Consider the following 21,676-nt stretch of genomic DNA (forward strand, 5'->3'; position numbering starts at 1 on the left):
TAACATGCTGCTATCAGCGTTGAACAGGGATTGACCTCCGGCTGCTTTCCGTTGAAAATGTTATAACATCACCACAGTCCAAAAGTAGTTGACGGAAAATTTCCATGTATAAAACTTCCTTACTTGCTGCAGCAGTGCTAGCGGCGTTCAGTAGTGGCGCGTTCGCCACGACAATAACAGGTAAAGTGACCGACGAGTCAGGTGCGCCAATTAAAGGCGCAGAGGTGTCAGTAGAAGGTTCGCGTAGAACCGTGCTAACGGATGAAAATGGCGTTTACACCATGGCCGATATTAGCGCTAAGGATGTACATGTTCATGTGTCTTCAAGCAAATACCTCCACGGTGATAAAGATTTAGGGCCAGTTTCTGGCAATCAACAACTGAATTTTACGCTGGCACCAGCATCAGTAGAAAATATCGTGGTAACCGCCACCGCTATGCAAACATCCGTACTCGAAAGCGTAACGCCGGTTTCTGTGCTCAGCGGAGAAGAGTTACGCCGCAAGCAAGAGCCCACTTTAGGTGAAACCCTGAAATCTATGCCGGGTGTGCATTCTTCTTATTTTGGTCCGGTGGCGAGCAGTCCGGTGATCCGTGGTGCTGGTGGCCCCCGTGTGAAGATTGTGCAAAATGGTTTGGATGTTGGCGATGTATCGCGCATTGGTCCTGATCATAACGTGGCAGCAAGTACCTCGAGTGCGACACAGGTGGAAGTGTTACGTGGCCCGGCAACGTTGCAATATGGCTCGGGTGCCATTGGTGGTGTGGTCAACGTGGTAGATAAACGTATTCCGCAAGAAATGCCTTACGGCACAGAAGGGGAAGCCGAACTGCGTTACAGCACCGTGGACAACGGCAAATTTGGCAAAGTGGATGTCACCACAGGCAAAGACAACGTGGCATTCCATTTTGATGGATTCAAGCGTAAGACCGATGACATTGATATTCCTGGTTATTCTGAAGCTGAACCTGATGACGATGCTACCTACGGTACGCTGGGTAGCACAGACATGGATACCACAGACTTCAATGCGGGCATTAGCTACATCCAGGATGAAGGCTACATTGGCTTCTCAGTAGAAAAGCTCGATAACCTGTACGGCGTGCCGGGCCACCACCATCATCATGAGGAAGAAGAGGAAGAAGCCGCAGAAGAGGAAGGCGCCGAAGAGGGCACTAAAATTGATGTGGACATGACACGCTATCAATTGGCCGGCGAATGGCATTCACCCACTGACGGTATCGATAATATTCGTTTTGCTGCCGCTTACACCGATTACAGTCATGTTGAAATTGAAGATGGCGAAATCGGTACCCAGTTTAACAATGAAGGCGTGAATGCCAAATTGACCATCGCGCACACTGGTATTGCAGGCTGGCACGGCGTGTTTGGTATGCAATTGACAAACAGCGACTACGAAGCGATTGGGGAAGAAGCCTTTTCACCGCCAACAACAACGGATACGCAGGCGCTGTTCCTAATTGAACAGAAGAAGGTTGGCGATGTGACCTTTGAGCTAGGCGGACGCTTGGAAAACACCTCATACGATGCCGACGATGCCACCGTAGAGCTTCATGTTGAACACCTCGATGAAGAGGAACACGAGCATGAGGAAGAAGAACATGAAGAAGCGCTGACGTTCAACTTCCCGGACTATGACTTTACCAGCGTATCATTGTCTGCCGGGGCAAACTGGGAATACCAGCCTGGTTATTCTGCTGCGTTAACGTTGTCCCGCAATGAACGTGCGCCGAGCCAGCAAGAGCTTTTCTCTGGTGGTCAGCATATTGCCACCCGCACGTACGAAGTGGGTTTGGTTTATCAATTAGATGATGAAGGTGAACTGTCTGACACGCTGCGCGATGTGAACGAAGAAGTCAGCACCAACCTGGATTTAACGTTCCGCAAATTCAACGGGGATTGGGGTTATACCGCGTCGCTGTTTTACAACCAGGTAGACAACTACATTTACGAAAGCGGCACCGGATTAGTGGCCATTTCTGAAGAACATGAAGAGGAATTGGCTGAAGAAGGAGCCGAGCACGAACACGAGGAAGAAGAAGGCACACCGGTGTATTACTTCCAGCAGTCTGACGCTGATCTCTACGGCTTCGAAGCGGAAGTGTTCTACAACATTTCAGACGAGTGGCGCATAGAAGCCTATGGCGACTATATTCGTGCCAAGCTCGATAATGAAGATTTACCGCGTATTCCACCGTTACGTTTAGGCTCGACCTTGCGTTATCAGGGGCAGTCGCTCGGTGGTGAAGTGGGCGTTGAATGGTATGACGAGCAAACCAAAACCGCGCCTTACGAAACGGCTACCGATGGCTACACGCTGTTAAACGCCAGTGTGGAATACGATATCGCCTCAGCTGGGGTCGATTGGGTTTTATTTGCCCGTGCAGATAACATCACTGATGAAGAGGCCCGTGTACATACTTCATTCCTGAAAGATTTGGCACCGCTACCGGGCCGCAACTTCTCTGTAGGCGTACGCGCTGTGTTTTAAGTCACTGGCATGTGAACCGGGTGATGTGTGTTCCCGTAAATCCATCCTTCGTATTTACGTGAAGGCCGGTTCACTAATCGCTATACTGGCTCCCGTTATGGTTTTCCATCGCGGGAGTTTTTTTGCAGTTTTCAGAATTAACATCGTGGATGCGGGCTACGGAGAATAAGCCACTGATACTCGGCTACGGTAGCCTGATGAGCAGTGACAGCCGTCGTCGTTTCTCTAATATCGAGCATCAAGGTCTGTTGGTACAGGTTGCTGGTTATACCCGAGCCTGGATCACGCGCAGTCTGGAAGAACAACAAACGTATGTGGGTGCGTTGCCTGGCGCTCAGGGTTGCCTGAATGCGCAGCTCATTGCTACAGATATCGATCCCGCCCTTGCCGACCGCGAAAGAGACTATCAATTCGAGCAGGTTCCAGTAACACAAATTTCGACTCTTCTACCAGCGCAATCCGCCCAGGCTTTACGAGATTTTCTCGGGGAAAAGCGAGTCTATATTTGTCGTTCGCTGGCTAGCTACCCGGCAGAAGCCAATTATCCCATTCATCGGTCTTATGTCGATACGTGTATGGTTGGCTGCCTGGAAGCGGGGGGCGAAGAAGCCGCCAAAACGTTTGTCGAGCAAACCGGACACTGGAATCAGCATCTGATAGATGACAGGCGCGATCCACAATACCCACGTGCCGCTAAGGTCTCACCGGCACATCGTGACATCATTGACACCATTCTGGGGGCGCTGCTATGAAACTGTCTACCTCACAATTAGATTTACGCCAACCCCGACATGGCGATGAACCTTGGATCTATGCACTTAACCACGACCCACTGTGGTTGCGTTTTATTGGTAACCGTGGCGTGAACACCTTGCTCGAAGCCACTACTTATATCGACAATGCCATGAAGCATTTCGATACCCACGGCTACGGTTTGTTCGCTATTGAAGATCGATTAACGGGTAAAGCCCTTGGCATGTGCGGGTTAATTAACCGCGGGCTGTTCTCTGCGCCTGATTTAGGTTTTGCGTTATTACCTGAAGCTAGGGGAAAAGGAATGGGTGTCGAAGCCTGCGAGGCGGTTATTGCATTTGCCCGTGAGCAGTTATGCGTGGACTACCTCACTGCCATGACCCATGGTGAAAACCATGATTCGCAGAAACTGCTTAGAAAGTTGGGCTTTAGCAGACAAGGCGAACTGTTTATGCCGGGCATTCGCGGGCAACAGTTTTTCTGGCTGGAAATGAAAACGCCCCCGTTGATTAACGGGGCGCGGGTTTATTCATTTGTGACTTAAACCGGTGGAAGCACCGTCACTTTTTTCAGAATGATAGGCTCTTTGGGCGAATTGACTTCACCAATAGCAGGCTGATAATCGAGTTCTACTTCCATCATTTTCTCAATAACCGCTTCGCCTTCAACAATCATTCCGAATACCGAGTAACCCCAGTCCCGTCCCGGGTCCAGGTTGCTGTTGTCATTCATATTGAAAAACCACTGACGAGTAGCCGAATGCGGGTTGTTCTGACGTGCCATCGATATGGTGTACATTTTGTTTTTCATGCCGCTGCCCGACTCATTAAAAATCGGATCGTATTCTGGCTTTTCACCATATTCCACATCGTAGCCACCGCCTTGCACAATATAGCCGGGCACAATGCGATGAAACACCGTGTTGTTGTAACTGCCTGCATCAACATAACGCAGAAAATTATTTACGGTAATGGGGGCGCGGCGGCGATAAAGTTCTACGATTACATCGCCTGCTGAGGTCTCCATTTTAACCCGCGGATAGTAGTTATCTGGCTGAACATGAGAACCGTCTTTTTCTTTTTTCGCAGCCACCGCAGAGGTGGTGATCAGCACTAAAGCCAGAAACAACGTACGTAACATAGTGAACTCCCTTAACGTTTAGCTGAGTTGAGAATCACGAACTTCTGGTGACTGGCAAGCTGACTCACGCCGCCGAAGATCCGCTTTAATTTTATATGGTAATCAAGATGGCGGTTGCCTACCACCACAAGATGGCCGCCACGGGCGAGACAATCTTTAGCGTCGGTAAACATTTGCCAGGCAATATGATCGGTAATGGCATTTTGCTGGTGGAATGGAGGATTGCAGAATACCTTGCTATAACCGCCGTCGCCACGCTGCCTTGTTGCATCAAGACAGTTCGAGGGCACAAACTCACAGCGCTCCAGCGCATCAGGAAAATTTTCTTGCACATTCAGCTTTGCCGACGCCAGGGCCATGAAAGACTCATCAACAAACGTAATGCGGGCTTCCGGGGCCAGCGAGAGCGCGTTGAGCCCAAGCACGCCGTTACCGCAGCCAAGATCAATAACACGCTCATTGTTGGTCACATTCATGTGTTCCAACATGAAACGGGCACCGATATCCAGCGATTGGCGGGAGAACACATTCGCATGGTTTGCCACAGACACATTTAAACCGTTTTGAGTACGAACGGACCAACGAGTCGGGTAAGGCGATGTTGCAGGGACGTTGAGCTTGGCGGAATCAGGTGTAGAAAAAATTAAGCGAGACTTTTTCTTTGCTAACGACGTTTTCGTTTCGCCAATATAACGCTCGAACAGTTCCAACACGTTTTTCGTGATGGTTTTTGCTTTCGCCCCAGCAATGATGCGCGTGTCAGGTGTAATGACTTGTTGCAACATAATTAGCTGATGCTCAAGCAATGCCAGTGCCCGAGGGATTTTCAACACGATGGTATCGGGTTTATCTGGCAGCGCGGCCAGACAGTCTGCAGCAATTACAGGCGCACTTACCAAACCTTCCGCAGAAAGGCTTTCTTCGAAGCCGTTTACCACCAGATTATCTTCCAGCGAACGGTGCGAAATCCACGAATCTGACACCCAGTGAGGCGACTGCTCGGCATACCAGCAACCCAGCGCCCCGAAATCGTCATTGAATATGATACATTTGCCCAAAGATGAAGACTGGGTTTCAGCAATGTGATCAATAATCAGCTCATCTGCACTGTCCCAGGCCTGCAAACTCACATGCTGGTGTTTGGCGGGGTGGCGGATAAGTTTAAGTTTGCGGTCGCGAAATGCGAAAACGGTGTTGTCGCTCATGGGTATGGTTAACAGGTTCCAGGTTTATGCAATTTTCATTTTTCGATGATGACAGTGAACACGCTTCGCAGCCTCAAATTATTCCGCTGCCGGGGGCTGATGTGGTTTACATGCCCCGCTGGCTAGCAGATAAAGAGGCCACTGCGTTTTATCATGCGTTGGCATCATCATTAAGCTGGTCACAGGATACCATTAAACTGTTTGGCAAGCCGGTGAAAATTCCCCGCCTGCAGGCCTGGTATGGTGATTTGACCACCCAATACACCTACTCTGGACTCACCATGGTGCCCAAGGAATGGACAACGGAATTGCAAAACCTGCGTTCGCGCTGCGAAAAAACAGCCGGTTGCCGCTTTAACAGCGTACTTGCAAACTGGTATCGACACGGACAAGACAGCATGGGCATGCATGCCGATGATGAACCTGAATTGGGCGTGCAACCGGTTATTGCTTCATTAACCCTGGGCGAAGGGCGCCCCTTTATATTCCGCCACAAGCAAACGAAAGAAACCACACGCATTAATCTGGAACATGGCTCTTTGCTAATAATGCGCGGTGATACCCAGCGTATTTATCTGCACGGTATCAACAAGACGAGCCGTAGTATCGGTGGTAGAATCAACCTTACATTTCGTTATATTTATCCTGCTACACCGGAGTAATCATGGTTGACGTAAAAGCCTTTATAGAACAGCAATTAACAGAAGCCCTGTCGCCTGTGTACCTGGAAGTGCTGGATGAAAGTCATATGCACAATGTACCACCGGGCGCGCAAAGCCACTTTAAAGTTACTGTAGTCACCAGCGATTTTGAAAACGTGCGCCGGGTACCCCGCCACCAGAAAGTAAACGGTTTGCTGGCCGAAGCCATACAAGGCCCGGTACATGCGTTAGCGATGCACACCTACACACCAGAAGAATGGGAAGCCAGAGGCGGCAGCGTAAACGCCTCACCAAACTGCCTCGGCGGCAGTAAGCTGGGGTAGAGGCATTTGGTTTCACCCATCCAGCGGTTAGGTTTAACTTTGCGCATTTATGGTAGCTACGGGAAATTGAAAGTCTTGATTATTCGTTTTGGGTGTTATGCCAGAATCACAAATTAATAGCCTGCTTGCTAATGTCATATCGTCTCTAAAATCAACAAATTTTACCTCTGCATTGATGGCGTTATTCGATTCGGTAGTGAGTTACGACTGCGCAGTGATTCTTGGTTTACGTAATGGCAAGCATCCAATTTATCTGTACGATTCCATCAAGAGTAATCGAGAATTGCTTTTCGAGCGCTACATCACAAACGCTTTTCAGAATGATCCATTTCATAAGCATTTAACTTCCGTTGAACAGCAAGGCGTTTTCTTATTAAAAGACGTAATCAGGCTAGATACTGATTATCAAACATATATCAATCAGTTCTACCAGCAAACGGGCTGGGAAGATGAGCTATGTATACTTATAGAGGTTGAACCAAGTCGCTGGGTAGCTATTTATCTAGGCTCTACCCAAAAGGGTAAACCATTTTCGTTGTCAAACATCGAAACCTTAAGGTCATATTTCTCTGTCATCCAATCGCTTTGTCAGCAACACTGGAAACAAAAAGAGTTTTTACTCGCTGAACCGGTCTTATCGCCGGAGTCTTACTCCTTAAAAAGACGGGAGTGGCTTGAGCATGGCCTGCTTACTTTTGGCGATGGATTACTTTCAAAAAGAGAAAAACAAATTGTCCGCTTAATATTAAAAGGGCTTGATTCTAAAGAAATTGCTGTGCAATTAGCTATTGCGGAAGGAACAGTGAAAAACCACCGCAAGCGCATCTATACCCAGCTTAGGGTGTCATCTCTCAGTGAGCTTTTCCAAATTTTTCTTAACCATATAATTACTCACTAATTTGAGCTTTTGTCCCTTTAAGGATATATCAGGAAAAAGTTTCGACTCGTAGTCTGTACATCACATTATTCATACGGACGAGACCTTAGTGATGACATTAATTCAAGAACTACAGATGCGCGGGCTAATTGCTCAAGCCAGTAATTTAGACCAAATAGAGCAACAACTTAATCGGACACAAACGGTGTACTGCGGTTTCGATCCTACTGCAGGTAGCTTACACATTGGACATTTAGTTCCACTGATTATGCTTAAACGCTTCCAAGATGCCGGCCACCATGTAATAGCACTGATAGGTGGGGCTACTGGCATGATAGGCGATCCAAGTTTTAAAGCGGAAGAGCGTAGTTTGAATTCTGCAGAAAAGGTTGCAGGGTGGGTCAATGCTCTCATCAATCAAATTGAACAGCTGTTAGCGCCGCATCTAAGCGAGCCAGTGACAATCGTCAATAACGCAGACTGGATGAGTAATATTAACGTTATCGATTTTTTTCGCGATATTGGTAAGCATTTTTCAATTAATACTATGATAAGCCGTGAGTCTGTAAGGCAACGTTTGAAAAGGCCAGAACAAGGCATTACCTTTACCGAGTTTAGCTACAATTTACTCCAGTCCTATGACTTTTCAGTACTGAATCGAGAATATGATTGCAGCTTACAAATCGGAGGCAATGATCAGTGGGGAAATATCGTCAGTGGTATTGACCTCACTCGTCGTCAAAATCGCAAGCAAGTATTTGGTTTGACTTTACCTTTGATAACCAAATCAGACGGTACGAAATTCGGAAAGACAGAAAGTGGAACCATTTGGCTTGATCCAGAAAAAACCTCACCATACATGTTTTATCAGTTTTGGTTATCCACATCCGATGCCGATGTGTTTAATCTCCTTCGGTATTACACACTCCTTCCTTGTGATGAAATCGATAAACTCGAATGGGAAGATAAAAAGGCCCAGGGCAAACCCCAATCACAAAAGATCCTTGCGCAACACATTACACGTTTTGTGCATGGTGAGGCTGGGCTTCAAAGCGCAGAGCGCATAACGGAAGCATTATTTACAGGTGGGGTTGAGAAGCTCAGCTACAGTGAAATAAAACAGCTAGAGTTAGATGGAATGCGTACAATTGAGACACCTCAACTAAACCTTGTCGAACTGTTAATCGAATCAGGGTTTGCTAAGTCAAGACGTATTGCTAGAGAGCTCATCGAAGATAAAGCTATTAGCGTTAACGGTGAGAAAGTTATATCCGGAAATGCGCGGCTGGGTTTTCCACTTTTTGACGAATACTGGCTACTTCAGCGCGGTAAAAAGTATTTTTGCTTAATTAAACGCAAATAGAGCGGCTGATAAAAATATACTTATTTCTTCGTCAAAAATTGATGTCATTGCTCTAAGTTACTGAAGAGTAAAGTGTTGCAAAGGGCATTCCTGAGTTCGCTGAATGCCCCGATTTAATGAGTTTGCTTGAGATATAACCAGGAGGAAGGTCCACTTCCTAAGGAACTTCAAGTTCCCCTGGTAGCCTCTGCTAGATTGTGCCCTCTCAAATTCACCTAGTGCAAATTAAAGGTTTCGCTAAGCTGCGGCTTGTTATAGATGTCTTTCAGCACTACCTTGATGTCGGTAAACTGCTGATTGTATGTATCTAAAACATGGGAACTATGGAAACGTGTTTTTCTGAGTATAGAATGGTAGCGTGGGTAGTTATAAAAAAATGTGCGCTCTAATATACTGACTTCGCCATTTGCTTTTACACCGTGCCATTCAATAACCACACCAAGCGGTTGATCGGCGGCTCTAAACATATTGCTGGTGGAAAGTTTATAGTCGATGGCTACTCGGTCTCCCGGCTGCAAAGATAAACCTTCAACAGAGCTGAAAGCTTCCTCACCATTTGCCAGTTTGCTGAATAGGCCACTTTCGATTTTATCAATGAGTGTGCTGCTAGGCGCAATATTGGCGTATTCCTTCATTAATACTTCAATACTATCGCTATCGCCCTCAAGTCTGGTTACGAGTTCAGCAACAATGTTTTTAAATAAGTATTGGTATTGATCATCTTGAGCTTTCGGCACCGACTTCATTGCAGACAAACACTGTTTCGTTCCTCCTTTTGTCCAGAGGCAATCCCAAAATTGCGTTAGCAGCGTGGTACGGTAACTGTTATCTAGTGCGATGGATTTATCGAGAAATGTTTTAGCCAGCAAAGGCTGTGGTGCACCGAATCTATAATCGAACAGATACCGGTAAGTGAGTTGATAAGCCGCATCAGCATTCCCTAACTCAGCAGCCTGCTTAAGCAGCGCAATGGTATCCGGTATTGATGACACGGATTCTTTCGCAGAGAGTTGGCTTAGTGCGAGCTGTAATAATGCCTCAGGTTGGCCGGTAGTTGCGGCTTGCTCATAAAAATAAGCCGCTCTTTTTTCGTCTTTATCTACGCGATTATCTCTTGAGAAACCATTCGCCACTAAAAGCAAATCCTCAGCGAGTAACTTTTGCTGCGCTTTGTTGACCGTTTTAATAGGTAGTGGAGGAATCGATAATTGGCGGCGGATAAAGTCGTCAATCAATACATGTTCGTGTTGATCGCCACTCCAAATTGAATGGCCGTGACCGGTATGTTTGTAGTAAGCCCGTTCGAAAGGAATTCCGAGCTTGGTCAGCACATAATCCAAACGTTGAGTATGTTCGAATGCTGCAACATCATCTTCGTAGCCTGCTGTAAGCAATAAGGGTTTAGCGATTTTTTCTGCCAAATATAGGGGAGAAATATCGAACAGGTTCTCATCGTATTCCCCAATTGTATTTTCAACTTTCTTTAACCATTCTTCGCTGGTTTTCACGTTGCTTTGATTAAAAACCAGTGGCAAGTCATATATGCCGAATCGCGCTACTACGCAATCCACTAGATCTGGATGTAGAATGCTGAGCATAAGCGCTGAATAGCCACCGTAACTGGCTCCCATAGCACAGCTATTTTCAAAAGAGTGATGTTGTTCAAGTTGTGAAATAGCCTGCACGATGTCACGTTCTATTTGCTGGCCAAACTCGCCAACGCCGCCTTCTCTGAAAGCCTTGCCGAAGCCAAATGAACCATGAAAGTTGACTTGTAAAACGGCATATCCGCGGGTGGTATAAAACTGTACAACACGGTTGAAGTCGGCCGTGTCGCGTACACCAATCGGTCCACCGTGAGGCATTACCAAAAGTGTATTGTTGTCCTCACCAACTGCGGGATAAAAGTAAGACTCAATTTGATTCGATGAGGATTCAAAAGTGAGCAGTTGTGCTGCAGAGAAGCGATATTCATCTAAATCAGGTTGAACGGAAAACAGTAAGCTTGCGACTTTGTTCTGTACATCGTAAACGTAGAGATCGGCTGGCGCATCAGGGGCGTAGGCTGCAACAACATACACATCCGCTTCGGCACTATAATCAACCAGAATAGCATTGCGTCTATTTAAGTTAGCATTCAGTACAGACTGTCGGTAACTGTGTACGGAATTAAGGTATTCAACGGTGAGTTCGCCACCTTTATAGTACGTAACAGAAGTCGGTTCTCCTGTTTCATAATTGACTTCGGCAGATAGCAGGTCGTAGCTTTCGTGCTCGTATAATACTTCGCCAAAGGTTTTTGTGGGGATGTTATACCGGTACAGTGCAATCTTGTCGGTAGATATGTCACTGAGTACGGCCAGGTTGTTCTCGTCGATAAACCCCATGGGTTTAAAGCTATATTCAGTGTTAAAATCTTCCAGCAACGTGTGCCATTGCGTCCCACGCAAAGTGCGGTATTTCATTGAAAATGTAGAAGCTTCACTGTCGTAACTTAAACTGAGCAATTGGTCTGATGGTGAGTCATAGAAATAAAAGACTGACTCATCAATGAGTCCGTCAATTTCGTCCTCGCTTTGCCAATCGACTTGGGTTAACGCCATGGGATCTGTGACAAATATTCTGGTTTTACCTTCTGGAGGTTTATGCGCAAATACGAGTTTCTCGGAAGCAGAGTGAGCGCGACCGAGTACATATCCGGGTTGACGAATTTGGTGGGGCGATAACGACGGCATGCCATCATCATTAACGTTTATTTCAATGATGGTCGTTGCTTCAATACGCCGCTCTTTTGCGATTACTGATACCTCAAGATACAACTTGTTCGCGGAGAGCCAGAAATGATTGATCAGCTGGCCGCCTTCACCCAGGTCCGCTACCGGAATGAAGTTGTCTGACTCACGTTCAATGAGGCCAACGCGAGGGCTACCATCATTATATTCAAACACGGCCACATAGCTTGCATCTGGTGAAAGCCTGGGTGAACGATACTGCTGATTAGAGAATATTTTTGAGGCGGGTACAGGGCTTTCTATTTTATTTTCTTGTATTTGCGCCACAGCACTGAACGACAAGCACAGAAAAATGAGCAGATACTTATTCATTGCTGGCCTCCAACTGCGCGATATAATCGAAAAACTTATCCTCGCCGGGGCCGGCATAAGTTAATTTACGCTCGCTAAGTACACTAGGAAAGTACTTTTCCATGAATAGTCGCGCACTTGCCGCTCTGTTTTTCAATTCTATGTTGTTGCTGAAAAACCAGTAATTCGGCCGATTTACGGTTAGGTGGCCAATATAATTGATTTGTCCGGGCGCAATAGTAAATCGCCAGATATCATCATCGAGTTTTGTTCTGAAATAATAATTGTAATTAATCTGGCCAAGTTGATAATTACCAGAAGGGATGGGGACGAGAATATAGTTTTCGCCGGCAGAGAGGTCTTCCTCTGTAAGTTGGAGATCGGTATCTCCCCATATATAAAGAGCATCTAGAGAGTAATTGTTTACTAACCCAATCAACAGGTAACCATCTTGATTCGTCGTCAAGCGGTCATCATCCTGTTTTTGAGCTGAAATTTTTGTTGAGCCACAGCCCGTCACTAATGTGGATAATGCGAAAATTACAACAAACCACTTAAAACATCTTCCTTGCATACTGCTATCCATTTGTTTTTTGAACGGTCAATATATCAGTGGGTTAGAGGTATCTCAACTTTCAACATTGGCTAGCAAAATCTTAGTTGTACCAGTAGTCATCTGCCATAAACCCCTTTTCTCTGCCATTTATCGGAATTTCGCAAAACAACAGTTGTAAAATGATATCGATGTCACTAATGTAGGCAATCTATACATTGATAACATTTAATTAACTTCTTTGCGCATGGCCGAAGTGGCACTTAAGTGCAGAGTTATTGATAAGGGAAACAAACATGACATCGTCACTTTCACGTCGACACTTTTTGAAAGCTGGGGCAGCGGTAGCGGGTTTGATGGCCGTGCCGGGCGCAATGGCGCATTCTATGACCGCAGGCTGTGGTGCTACGGGTACCCGTCCTTACGGCATTCAGATGTACATGGTACGTGACATGCTGGCGAAAGACTTCAAAGGCACGGTGAAAAAGCTGGCTGCAGCGGGCTTTAAGCAACTTGAACTGTTTGGCGTTGGTGGCTCGGTTACCGCTGAAGGTGCGCCGCTGTTTGGTTTGAGTGTCGATGACATGGCGGCAATGCTGAAAGAATATAAACTCAGCGTGCCATCCGTTCATATCAATTCAGATTTGGAAGATATCGACTACATTCGTGAAATGGGTGAAAAGCTGGATATCGACTACTTTATCGAACCGATGGCGGGTGAGTTTTTAAGCTTTGCTGATGGCAAAGTGACGTTGAACCAGCCTTCAACGGTTGAAGAAGTAAAAGCCATTGCGGCACGCTTAAATAAACGTGGCCAAACCATGAAGGATTTGGGCTTTAAGTTTGCTTACCACAATCATAATTTTGAATTTGATAAAGTGGATGGCCAGCTTATTTTCGACATCATGATGGAAAACACCGATCCTGAACTGGTAAAAATCGAGTTAGATTTGGGCTGGGTTGCGGCTGCCGGACACGATCCTGTTGCTATGCTGAAGAAATACGAAGGCCGCGTGATTGGCTGTCATATGAAAGACTACAATGGCTCACTGCCGCTTACTGACGATCCGCGATTTATCATTCCTGAAATGGCACGCATTGGTACACCGGGCGATGGCAAAAGCGACTTCCCGGCTATTGTGAAACTGCTTAATAAACAGAACGTGAAATATCGCTACGTGGAAGTAGATGTAACGGAAACACCGTTTGAAGATGCGGTACGTGGTTTGTGCCATTTGAGTGCGTTAGGCTAACCAATAATTAGAATAAGGAAAGTTGCTATGAAAACACGTGTATTTACTTTGTCAGCGATTGCAGCGGTGATGTTGTCAGCCTGTGGTGAGCAGGCAGCAGAACAGCCAGAAGCGAGTGCGCCGATGAATGACACCCAGGTTAGTATTGCTAATGGCACCATTGAAGGGGTGAAAGACGATGACATTCTTGTTTTCAAAGGCATTCCTTATGCTAAGCCGCCAGTGGGTGAAAACCGCTGGCGTTCACCACAACCGGTTGCAGATTGGGACGGCGTGAAAGCGACTACCGACTACGGCAATGACTGCGCACAGAAACCGTTCCCAAGTGATGCTGCTCCTTTGGGTAAAGAGCCAGCGGAAGACTGTTTATATGTGAATGTATGGGCGCCGCAGCCAGGCGAGGGTAAACGCCCTGTTGTGGTTTGGATCCACGGTGGTGGCTACGTTAATGGCGGTGCATCGCCAGCCACTTACGATGGCAGTGAATTCGCCCGTGCGGGTGTGGTATTTGTTAGCTTTAACTACCGACTTGGACGTTTTGGCTTTTTCGCACATCCTGCCTTATCTGCTGCAAAAGAAGGCCCGCTGGGCAACTATGGCTTTGAAGATCAGATCGCGGCGATGAAGTGGGTACAGGAAAACGTTGAAGCGTTCGGCGGTGATGCGAGTCAAGTGACTATTATGGGTGAATCTGCTGGGGGCGGCTCGGTGCACAACCTCATGCAAACACCTGGCGCGCGAGGCACTTTCCAGCGTGCAATCATTATGTCTGGTGGCGGCCGTTCTTTAATGGGCGAGCGTTATCTGGATAAAGGCAGCAATGGTCAGCCTTCGCTGGAGCAGATTGGTGTGAACTTCGCTGAAAAACATGGGATCGAAGGCACAGGCCCTGAGGCATTGGCTGCATTGCGCGCATTACCTGAAGAGCAAGTTGTCGATGGTTTGAATTTGATGGCGCTGTTTATGCCGCAGGGTGGCGTAGTCACTTATGGTGGCCCGGTTAACGATGGTGAAATTGTGCAGGGCGCAACGCAAACGATGCTGGAAGAAGGCAAAGTGGCTAAAGTGCCAGTAATGGTAGGCACCACCAGTCAGGATATCGGTTTTGCAAGCTTCCCTGACAAAGATGCCTTGTTCGCTTCTTTTGGTGAATTCGCTCAGGCTGCCCGCGATGCTTACGATCCAGATGGAAGCGCCGACTTGCAAACACTGGTTGCCAGCGTGGGCCAGGACTTCACAATGCAAGAGCCTGCTCGCTTTGTCGCTCAACAGATGACACAGATGGACGAAAACGCCTACTTGTATCGCTATGACTATGTGGCAGAGAGTGTACGTGATGGAAAAGGCACTCCCCATGCGGCGGAAATTCCATTTTTCTTTAAAACGGAAGACGTGAAATATCCCGAATTTACCGAAAAAGATGCCGCTGCGGCTGACCTGGTATTCAGCTATGTGGTGAGCTTTATTGAAAATGGCGATCCGAATGTGACCAGACTGCCAGAGTGGAAACCTTACGATGGCGAGCAACATAACATGATGCACTTCAACATGGATGCCGAAGCTGTACACGGCCAAGATCCATGGGCAGACCGACTGAATGCTGTTCAAGGCGCGACGGAAGCGTTTCAGGCATCTACGGGCACTAAATAAGTCGATTTATTATCGGTAATCAAAAAAGCGCATCATTGTGAAATGATGCGCTTTTTTTGTTTGGGCTAGGATCAGTCAGTTCGTTAGTGACTGGTCATAAAACTGCGTTACACCAGGTGCCAGGCGCTCAGGGTACCAAAAGCGACCGCTGTAACCGGTAGAGAGAACAGTGTTGATACCGCAATAATACTGGCTGCCAGGCGGTGATCGCCACCCATACTGCGTACCATCACATAACTGGCTGCTGCGGTTGGCGCAATCGACAGTAAAAGAACAATGCCAAGGCTCATGCCGGTAAACCCAGCCGCATAGGCCAAGCCAACCATGAGTGCCGGATACAACACACACTTGCTGATAGTGCTTAAGGTAATGTTGTACCAATCGGCAGAGAACGAGCGAAATTGCAGTGATGCGCCAGTGCACAGTAGTGCCAGTGGCAGAGTGAGCTGTGCAAAGTATTCGCCGGTACGGGTAACAGCCTCAGGCAGGTGCCAGGAAAAATAGGAAAACGGCAGCGCAATGACAATGGAAATAATCAACGGATTGCGGGTGATGCCTTTTACTTGCTCCATCACCGAACGCTTTCCGGGTTGATAAAAGTTCAGCACCATCACTGAAAGAATATTAAACAGAATCGTAATACAGCCCAAATAGACTGATGCTGCTGCCAGCCCATCCTGACCGTAGGTGTTGGCACAATATGCCAGACCTATAATGCCCATATTGGCTCGAAAGCCGCCTTGCACCACCACGCCCCGTGACTGATAAGGGCGTACTGTCTGGCGCGCCGCGAGAACCAGCAGTGCCGTCATAATGAGTGTTCCTGCCATCCCGACACCAATTAAAGGCAAGTTGGCGGCATGACTAAAGTCAGCCTGACTGATAGACAGAAACAGCAACGCCGGCAGCGCGACTTTGAATACCAGCTTGGAGCCGGTTTCAACAAAGTTTTCGTCTACCAACTTAATACGGAAAAACAGCCAGCCCAGTAGCAATAGCAAGAGAACGGGTAGCAACGTGGAAGTAATAAATGAGAACATGGATGGCACAAAGAAAGTCGGAATAGGTACATTATATCAACTTTCGCCTATTCATTTCTGTGACTGTCGTGGCTTATCTCTGCTGTTTCAGCTTAATCAATTCCCATATTCTTGAGTGATGAATGGATCTGAATGCGCTTTGTAAGGGAATAAAGGAAAAAACGCGCAGGACATTTGTTATCTCTTTTCAGCACAAAGCATCGCACATGAACAGGTATAGGTTACTGCTGCTGGCAAGCATTGTATTACTCTCGCTGCTGGCAGTATGGACCCATTATCAACCTATTCCCGCACTGGATAAAAGCATTATGCTCTATTTCCGTAGTGCCGTTGATCCCGCCAAGCCAATAGGGCCGGAATGGTTGGCTGTGCACTTTCGCGATATCACTACATTAGGAAGTAACTGGTTTCTTTTACTGCTTACAGCGCTTGCGGCAATAACTTGTGCAGCAAAAGGGCATCGAGATAAAGCCCTGTTTATTTTGATTGCGGTAATCAGCGGAATAGCATTCAGTTTCGCGCTCAAATATGGATTTCACCGACCTCGCCCCGAATTGGTGCCGCATATTACGAAAGTGTACACAAGCAGCTTTCCGTCAGGGCATGCCATGAGCTCCTCATTGACCTATGCCTGCTTAACCAGCCTGGCTTTGCAATTGGTTAAGGAGCGCATTTTACGACGTTGCTTTGTAGGTACTGCGGTTATTATTGTGATGCTGGTGGGAATAAGCAGAGTATTTCTTGGCGTTCACTGGCCCACCGATATTCTGGCTGGCTGGAGCGCAGGCTTAGGCTGGTTCTGCCTCTGCAGTTTGCTTATGAGCAAACTTGTTCAGAGCAAATCAGCTTAAAATCAAGGCAAATCTGGTATTCAGGCTTTTACTTTTTTGGTGGCTCTGACTACTCTTTCGGCCACATCGATGAGTTTACAGTTTTGATCCATTGCGGTCTTTTGTAAACGCCGGTAAGCCTGATCTTCAGTCATGCCCCACTGCTGCATGACCAGCAATTTCGCCCTATCGATACATTTCTGATCGGTAATGGCCTGGCGCGCTTCGTCTAATTCAACGGACATCTTCTTGATATGCTGTGACTGCTCACAAAGCAAATCGTAAAAAGAACGATGGGCCGACAGGTTCTCTGCATTCGCTATAATTTCGTCGCCAAAAGGTTCTGAGCCTTTAAGTCCAGGCATTTGCGGATCAAATAGCATGGTGAGAGGTGTACCGGAAGCTGCCGGTTCCTGTTCGAGGGTTTTGATTCGTTTATGGTGGTTTTTCAGCTCGGCATCTGCCCGCTCTACCAGTGCTGATGCCAGCGAGGTTAGTCGATCGGTGAGCAATTCCTCAACGCTTTGCATGGCGTCTATTCGCGATGTGGCGATGTCGTACCACACTTCGCTGAGCTGCCCGTCTATAGGGCTGCCGTCTGCAAGCTGGTCGATCATTGCACGAAGGCGCTCAAGATCAGTTTGGGTTTGACTGGACTCAATGGTTTTCCATTGCTGATTCGCATGTTTTTCTGCGAAGGCTGCAAATACATCAAAGCTGTGCTGCTGCGCCTGTTGCAGATGATGCAGTTTGTCACACAGACCCACGCTGAAATGGGTTTCGGCGAAGCCAATGGCTCCCCATGCCCGCTCTTGCCCTGAAAATTCCTTCCCTTGAAGAAAATTAAATAAGGCCACGAGTTGGCGTGTAATATCAGGGTCACTGGCGACGTCAGCGGCTTCGAAAATCACCGACAAAAGCCCGCTGATAAGACGACAATAAGCTTGAGTGGATTCAAGTGAGGTTAAATGCTGCTCACCGATTTTTTCGCGCAACGAGGATAAGTTATCGAGCCCTTGCAGAGCCATGCTAATGCTTACCAACAAGCGCATATTGGCTGCGCTCTCATCTCCACTCATATAAAGCGACTTAAGTAAGCTTCGTAAATTCTGTTCAACCTGATTGCTGTCTTCTATTTGTTGAAGACGTTGCTGTTCGAAGCGCTCTCCGCCAGAGGCCAGGAAAATGTTGCTGATCCCCCGTTCTCGCTGCAGTTGGTGAATAACATCTTTAACCGATGTTACGAGCTTACAGTTAGAGGCGAGTTGATTGAGCGCTTTAATCTCGGCATGTTTCGCAGCAAGCAGAAATCGCTTAGTGGCGTCACTGATTACAGCCATAGTGGTGTCCGATAAGGTGTCTGAATGACGTTGCGGTGTAATTAAATGGTAGCAAAGCTCGTTCCAGTATTAAACAGGTTTACCTTATATGCGAATAACAAGGGCTATAACGGAACGATAAATATTTTGGCGTGTATTCTAAAGAGCAAGTGGGCGTTTTATTTCACGATTCTGGATCTTATTGGTGCGCTGGTTGGTTTTCCGTGGTGCAGGGAAGGAAACATAGAAAGTGTAATAGTGGTTGTATTTTGCTCTAAATAAATGAATTTATGCGAATTTTTATTTCTGGCCCTGAAATTGTATTGGAATATTCGACGACGCAATGTTGCGTACAACAAAATGTAATTTTGGATAATGACGTCCAATACCACACCGGAAGCGGTGCATGGTTGGGCGTTTTTTTGTGCCCGCATTTTGTTGTAAGTAGCAATTTACTTAACCCTGAAACATTAATAGGTAATTAAAATGGCTTACTTACTTCCTAATGAATTTGTAACAAAGATGGTAGATGCGGGTGAATCCAAAATATACATGTCTACCCGAGATACTCTGATTCGTGCTTATATGGCAGGTGCTATTTTGGCGCTGGCGGCGGTTTTTGCCATTACTATTGCGGTTCAAACCGGTGTGTTTCTGATTGGAGCAGTACTGTTCCCAGTTGGCTTTTGTATGCTGTACCTGATGGGATTTGACTTGCTGACCGGTGTATTCATGCTTACGCCATTGGCCTGGTTGGCAAAACGCCCCGGTGTTACCTGGTCACAGATTTTCCGTAACTGGGGCCTGGTTTTCTGCGGCAACTTTGCCGGTGCACTAACCGTAGCGTTCCTGATGTCTTTTATCTTTACCATGGGCTACAACACTGACGGCGGCGCTATTGCCACTAAAGTGTCCGGTATTGGTGAAGCGCGTACCCTGGGTTATGCACAATATGGTATGGAAGGCTGGCTGACCATTTTCATTCGCGGCATGCTGTGTAACTGGATGGTATCTCTGGGCGTAGTGGGCGCCATGGTTTCTACGTCGGTAAGTGGTAAAGTACTGGCTATGTGGATGCCTATCATGCTGTTCTTCTTCATGGGCTTTGAGCACTCAGTGGTTAACATGTTCCTGTTCCCATTCGGCCTGATCATGGGTGGTGATTTCTCAATCATGGATTACTTCCTGTGGAATGAGATCCCAACTGCGCTGGGTAACTTAGTGGGTGGTTTGGCATTTACTGGCTTAACGCTTTACACCACACATTATCGCACTGCACCAAAACGTAAACTGGCAGCGCAATCTGCGCCAGTGTCTGCGTCTTCTGACGACGACTCAAAACCAGCTTTAGTATAAAGACAGGAGCCGGCCAAAAGGCCGGCTTTTCTATGCTTCAGTTATCGATTGGACAATTCTCGAGTGCCGGCGAAAAGCCTGAAAACCAAGACAGTTATGGATTCAGGCTTCCCGCGGGCGACTTGCTCACCTTCAAAGGGGCTGCCGTTGCACTGGCCGATGGCATCAGCACCAGTTCCGTTAGCCATATCGCCAGTCAGGTTTCAGTCAAACAATTCCTCGAAGATTACTTTTGTACCTCTGATACCTGGTCAGTTCCCAAAGCGGCAGAACAGGTTATAAAGGCTGTTAACCGTTGGCTGCTCGGGCAAACGCACAACTCACAGTTTGCTGGCGAACCAGATAAAGGTTACGTGTGCACCTTCAGCGCGCTTATTTTTAAACATGATCTCGTGCACAGTTTCCACCTGGGGGATGCCCGAATTTATCGGTTACGGGGTAGGGTGCTTGAGCAACTCACCCATGAACACCGAGAGTATGTAAACAGCCAACAGCACTATTTAGCAAATGCCCTTGGTGTGCATCACGACGTAAAAATTGATGTGAGTAGTCGTCGCACGGCGCAGGGTGATTGCTTCATTTTAATAACCGATGGCGTTTATGAACACGTTGATGATGGGGCAATCTGTCAAATTGTCCACTGTAATCGGCATGCGCCTGAACTCGCTGCTCAAATGTTGGTGGAAACCGCGTTCGGTAACGGCAGCACCGATAATCTTACCGCTCAGGTGGTTTGGGTCAATGACGTGCCGTTACAGCAAACTTTACAGATAATTACCGGCAATGATGAATTACCTATTCCGCCAGTGTTGGAAGTGGGTAATAAAATTGACCAGTTTGATGTATTAAGAGTGCTGCACAGCAGCGCCCGTAGTCACGTTTATCTCGCGAATGACACGGTTTCAAACAAGCTGGTGGTGGTCAAAGCGCCCTCTATTGAAATGGCTGGCCAGGAAGCGCATCTCGATGCATTCAGAATGGAGGAATGGATAGCTCGCCGGGTGAAATCCCGTTATGTGGTGGGGGCGCCAGAGCAACGCTTTGGCAAAACGGCGTTCTATAGCGTAACGGATTACGTGGCGGGTAAATCACTGGCGCAATGGCTGGAAGACAACCCGCAACCGGATCTAGACACCGTTCGCCTCATCATTGAGCAAGTGGCGCGCGCATTAATGGCGCTACACCGAAAAGACGTGTTGCACAGAGATTTACGCCCTGAAAATGTCATGGTAAACGAACACAGTGCCGTTACCCTGATTGATTTGGGGGCCGCGTCAGTGGCGGGCATTAACGAGTTTATCGACAGTGAAGACGTGGTTCCTGGCACCGCGATTTACGCCGCACCGGAGTATTTTCTTGGTCAGGCCGGGAGCGAATATTCAGATCAGTTCTCTTTAGCGGTTATGACCTACTACATGCTGAGCGGGCGGTATCCTTATGGAATTAATGTGGCGAAGTGTCGTAGCGTCACCGCTCAGCGCAAATTGAAGTACGCCAGTGTCCTCGATGCCGACCGAAGCATTCCTTTTTGGCTTGATCACACATTAAAGCGGGCGCTACAACCCAATCCGGTAAAACGTTACGACGTATTGTCGGAATTCATACACGAACTTCATCATCCGAATCCAGCATTTCTGCGCCGCGAGCGCCCGCCATTATTAAAGCGTAATCCCGTTGCTTTTTGGCAGGGGGTAAGTGCGGTGTTGTTATGCCTGGTGCTATTTCTTCTCTTTGAGAAATTCCAATAACCTGAAAA

18 protein-coding genes are annotated in these 21,676 nt (G+C 47.3%); 12 read left to right on the top strand and 6 right to left on the bottom strand.

Features of this window, described 5'->3' with window-relative positions; genetic code table 11:
* The first annotated feature begins 104 nt into the window (after positions 1-104).
* The 3 genes from ACXAGX_RS16740 (at position 105) to ACXAGX_RS16750 (ending at position 3,810) form a co-directional block, all read left to right on the top strand.
* On the top strand, positions 105-2,513 hold the full coding sequence (locus tag ACXAGX_RS16740) for a TonB-dependent receptor (protein ID WP_474822777.1): 2,409 nt from the start codon (positions 105-107) through the stop codon (positions 2,511-2,513).
* Positions 2,514-2,635: 122 nt separating this feature from the next.
* Positions 2,636-3,265 (top strand): gamma-glutamylcyclotransferase, encoded by a 630-nt coding sequence (locus tag ACXAGX_RS16745; protein WP_474822781.1) that lies wholly within the window; start codon positions 2,636-2,638, stop codon positions 3,263-3,265.
* A complete protein-coding gene (locus tag ACXAGX_RS16750; protein ID WP_474839719.1) occupies positions 3,262-3,810 on the top strand; it encodes a GNAT family N-acetyltransferase in 549 nt (182 codons plus the stop codon). The genes ACXAGX_RS16745 and ACXAGX_RS16750 overlap by 4 nt, the downstream gene beginning before the upstream one ends.
* On the opposite strand, the gene ACXAGX_RS16755 is transcribed toward ACXAGX_RS16750, so the two are convergent.
* A complete protein-coding gene (locus ACXAGX_RS16755; protein WP_070123767.1) occupies positions 3,807-4,406 on the bottom strand; it encodes a peptidylprolyl isomerase in 600 nt (199 codons plus the stop codon). The genes ACXAGX_RS16750 and ACXAGX_RS16755 overlap by 4 nt on opposite strands.
* A gap of 11 nt (positions 4,407-4,417) precedes the next feature.
* On the bottom strand, positions 4,418-5,611 hold the full coding sequence (locus tag ACXAGX_RS16760; protein WP_474839721.1) for a methyltransferase: 1,194 nt from the start codon (positions 5,609-5,611) through the stop codon (positions 4,418-4,420).
* Positions 5,612-5,637: 26 nt separating this feature from the next.
* On the opposite strand from ACXAGX_RS16760, the gene ACXAGX_RS16765 reads away from it, so the two are divergent.
* The 4 genes from ACXAGX_RS16765 (at position 5,638) to tyrS (ending at position 8,836) form a co-directional block, all read left to right on the top strand.
* The gene (locus ACXAGX_RS16765; RefSeq protein ID WP_474839723.1) at positions 5,638-6,273 is read left to right on the top strand and encodes an alpha-ketoglutarate-dependent dioxygenase AlkB family protein; all 636 of its coding nucleotides are present in this window, start codon (positions 5,638-5,640) and stop codon (positions 6,271-6,273) included.
* 2 nt (positions 6,274-6,275) lie between these two features.
* The gene (locus ACXAGX_RS16770; protein ID WP_474839724.1) at positions 6,276-6,596 is read left to right on the top strand and encodes a BolA family protein; all 321 of its coding nucleotides are present in this window, start codon (positions 6,276-6,278) and stop codon (positions 6,594-6,596) included.
* Between the two features lie 97 nt (positions 6,597-6,693).
* The gene (locus tag ACXAGX_RS16775) at positions 6,694-7,494 is read left to right on the top strand and encodes a LuxR C-terminal-related transcriptional regulator (RefSeq protein ID WP_474822796.1); all 801 of its coding nucleotides are present in this window, start codon (positions 6,694-6,696) and stop codon (positions 7,492-7,494) included.
* Between the two features lie 91 nt (positions 7,495-7,585).
* Positions 7,586-8,836, top strand: a complete 1,251-nt coding sequence (gene tyrS / locus ACXAGX_RS16780; RefSeq protein ID WP_474823638.1) for a tyrosine--tRNA ligase — start codon at positions 7,586-7,588, stop codon at positions 8,834-8,836.
* Positions 8,837-9,051: 215 nt separating this feature from the next.
* On the opposite strand, the gene ACXAGX_RS16785 is transcribed toward tyrS, so the two are convergent.
* Positions 9,052-11,940: an alpha/beta hydrolase family protein gene (locus ACXAGX_RS16785; protein WP_474839726.1), complete on the bottom strand. Its 2,889-nt coding sequence runs from the start codon at positions 11,938-11,940 to the stop codon at positions 9,052-9,054.
* A complete protein-coding gene (locus tag ACXAGX_RS16790; RefSeq protein ID WP_474839728.1) occupies positions 11,933-12,493 on the bottom strand; it encodes a hypothetical protein in 561 nt (186 codons plus the stop codon). The genes ACXAGX_RS16785 and ACXAGX_RS16790 overlap by 8 nt, the downstream gene beginning before the upstream one ends.
* A 275-nt stretch (positions 12,494-12,768) precedes the next feature.
* On the opposite strand from ACXAGX_RS16790, the gene ACXAGX_RS16795 reads away from it, so the two are divergent.
* Together ACXAGX_RS16795 and ACXAGX_RS16800 are read left to right on the top strand one after the other, a co-directional pair.
* Positions 12,769-13,725 (top strand): TIM barrel protein, encoded by a 957-nt coding sequence (locus ACXAGX_RS16795; RefSeq protein ID WP_474839730.1) that lies wholly within the window; start codon positions 12,769-12,771, stop codon positions 13,723-13,725.
* Between the two features lie 27 nt (positions 13,726-13,752).
* The gene (locus ACXAGX_RS16800; protein ID WP_474839732.1) at positions 13,753-15,375 is read left to right on the top strand and encodes a carboxylesterase/lipase family protein; all 1,623 of its coding nucleotides are present in this window, start codon (positions 13,753-13,755) and stop codon (positions 15,373-15,375) included.
* 107 nt (positions 15,376-15,482) lie between these two features.
* On the opposite strand, the gene ACXAGX_RS16805 is transcribed toward ACXAGX_RS16800, so the two are convergent.
* A complete protein-coding gene (locus tag ACXAGX_RS16805; protein WP_474822811.1) occupies positions 15,483-16,415 on the bottom strand; it encodes an AEC family transporter in 933 nt (310 codons plus the stop codon).
* Positions 16,416-16,621: 206 nt separating this feature from the next.
* On the opposite strand from ACXAGX_RS16805, the gene ACXAGX_RS16810 reads away from it, so the two are divergent.
* Positions 16,622-17,266 (top strand): phosphatase PAP2 family protein, encoded by a 645-nt coding sequence (locus ACXAGX_RS16810; RefSeq protein WP_474839734.1) that lies wholly within the window; start codon positions 16,622-16,624, stop codon positions 17,264-17,266.
* Positions 17,267-17,286: 20 nt separating this feature from the next.
* Here ACXAGX_RS16810 and ACXAGX_RS16815 read toward each other — a convergent pair whose 3' ends face one another.
* Positions 17,287-18,585, bottom strand: a complete 1,299-nt coding sequence (locus ACXAGX_RS16815; protein ID WP_474839736.1) for a nitrate- and nitrite sensing domain-containing protein — start codon at positions 18,583-18,585, stop codon at positions 17,287-17,289.
* A 465-nt stretch (positions 18,586-19,050) separates the two neighbouring features.
* Between ACXAGX_RS16815 and ACXAGX_RS16820 the strand changes: the two genes are divergently transcribed.
* Together ACXAGX_RS16820 and ACXAGX_RS16825 are read left to right on the top strand one after the other, a co-directional pair.
* A complete protein-coding gene (locus ACXAGX_RS16820; protein ID WP_070123780.1) occupies positions 19,051-19,920 on the top strand; it encodes a formate/nitrite transporter family protein in 870 nt (289 codons plus the stop codon).
* Positions 19,921-19,952: 32 nt separating this feature from the next.
* A complete protein-coding gene (locus tag ACXAGX_RS16825) occupies positions 19,953-21,668 on the top strand; it encodes a bifunctional protein-serine/threonine kinase/phosphatase (protein WP_474839739.1) in 1,716 nt (571 codons plus the stop codon).
* The last annotated feature ends 8 nt before the right edge of the window (positions 21,669-21,676 follow it).

The organism is Alteromonas sp. ABV4_515 (assembly GCF_056160345.1).

Excerpts from the sequence above, each read along its gene's own strand:
- ACXAGX_RS16740 (WP_474822777.1), top strand. The coding sequence starts at position 105 with ATGTATAAAACTTCCTTACTTGCTGCAGCAGTGCTAGCGGCGTTCAGT.
- ACXAGX_RS16750 (WP_474839719.1), top strand. The coding sequence starts at position 3,262 with ATGAAACTGTCTACCTCACAATTAGATTTACGCCAACCCCGACATGGC.
- ACXAGX_RS16755 (WP_070123767.1), bottom strand. The coding sequence starts at position 4,406 with ATGTTACGTACGTTGTTTCTGGCTTTAGTGCTGATCACCACCTCTGCG.
- ACXAGX_RS16760 (WP_474839721.1), bottom strand. The coding sequence starts at position 5,611 with ATGAGCGACAACACCGTTTTCGCATTTCGCGACCGCAAACTTAAACTT.
- ACXAGX_RS16765 (WP_474839723.1), top strand. The coding sequence starts at position 5,638 with ATGCAATTTTCATTTTTCGATGATGACAGTGAACACGCTTCGCAGCCT.
- ACXAGX_RS16770 (WP_474839724.1), top strand. The coding sequence starts at position 6,276 with ATGGTTGACGTAAAAGCCTTTATAGAACAGCAATTAACAGAAGCCCTG.
- ACXAGX_RS16775 (WP_474822796.1), top strand. The coding sequence starts at position 6,694 with ATGCCAGAATCACAAATTAATAGCCTGCTTGCTAATGTCATATCGTCT.
- tyrS (WP_474823638.1), top strand. The coding sequence starts at position 7,586 with ATGACATTAATTCAAGAACTACAGATGCGCGGGCTAATTGCTCAAGCC.
- ACXAGX_RS16785 (WP_474839726.1), bottom strand. The coding sequence starts at position 11,940 with ATGAATAAGTATCTGCTCATTTTTCTGTGCTTGTCGTTCAGTGCTGTG.
- ACXAGX_RS16790 (WP_474839728.1), bottom strand. The coding sequence starts at position 12,493 with ATGCAAGGAAGATGTTTTAAGTGGTTTGTTGTAATTTTCGCATTATCC.
- ACXAGX_RS16795 (WP_474839730.1), top strand. The coding sequence starts at position 12,769 with ATGACATCGTCACTTTCACGTCGACACTTTTTGAAAGCTGGGGCAGCG.
- ACXAGX_RS16800 (WP_474839732.1), top strand. The coding sequence starts at position 13,753 with ATGAAAACACGTGTATTTACTTTGTCAGCGATTGCAGCGGTGATGTTG.
- ACXAGX_RS16805 (WP_474822811.1), bottom strand. The coding sequence starts at position 16,415 with ATGTTCTCATTTATTACTTCCACGTTGCTACCCGTTCTCTTGCTATTG.
- ACXAGX_RS16810 (WP_474839734.1), top strand. The coding sequence starts at position 16,622 with ATGAACAGGTATAGGTTACTGCTGCTGGCAAGCATTGTATTACTCTCG.
- ACXAGX_RS16815 (WP_474839736.1), bottom strand. The coding sequence starts at position 18,585 with ATGGCTGTAATCAGTGACGCCACTAAGCGATTTCTGCTTGCTGCGAAA.
- ACXAGX_RS16820 (WP_070123780.1), top strand. The coding sequence starts at position 19,051 with ATGGCTTACTTACTTCCTAATGAATTTGTAACAAAGATGGTAGATGCG.
- ACXAGX_RS16825 (WP_474839739.1), top strand. The coding sequence starts at position 19,953 with ATGCTTCAGTTATCGATTGGACAATTCTCGAGTGCCGGCGAAAAGCCT.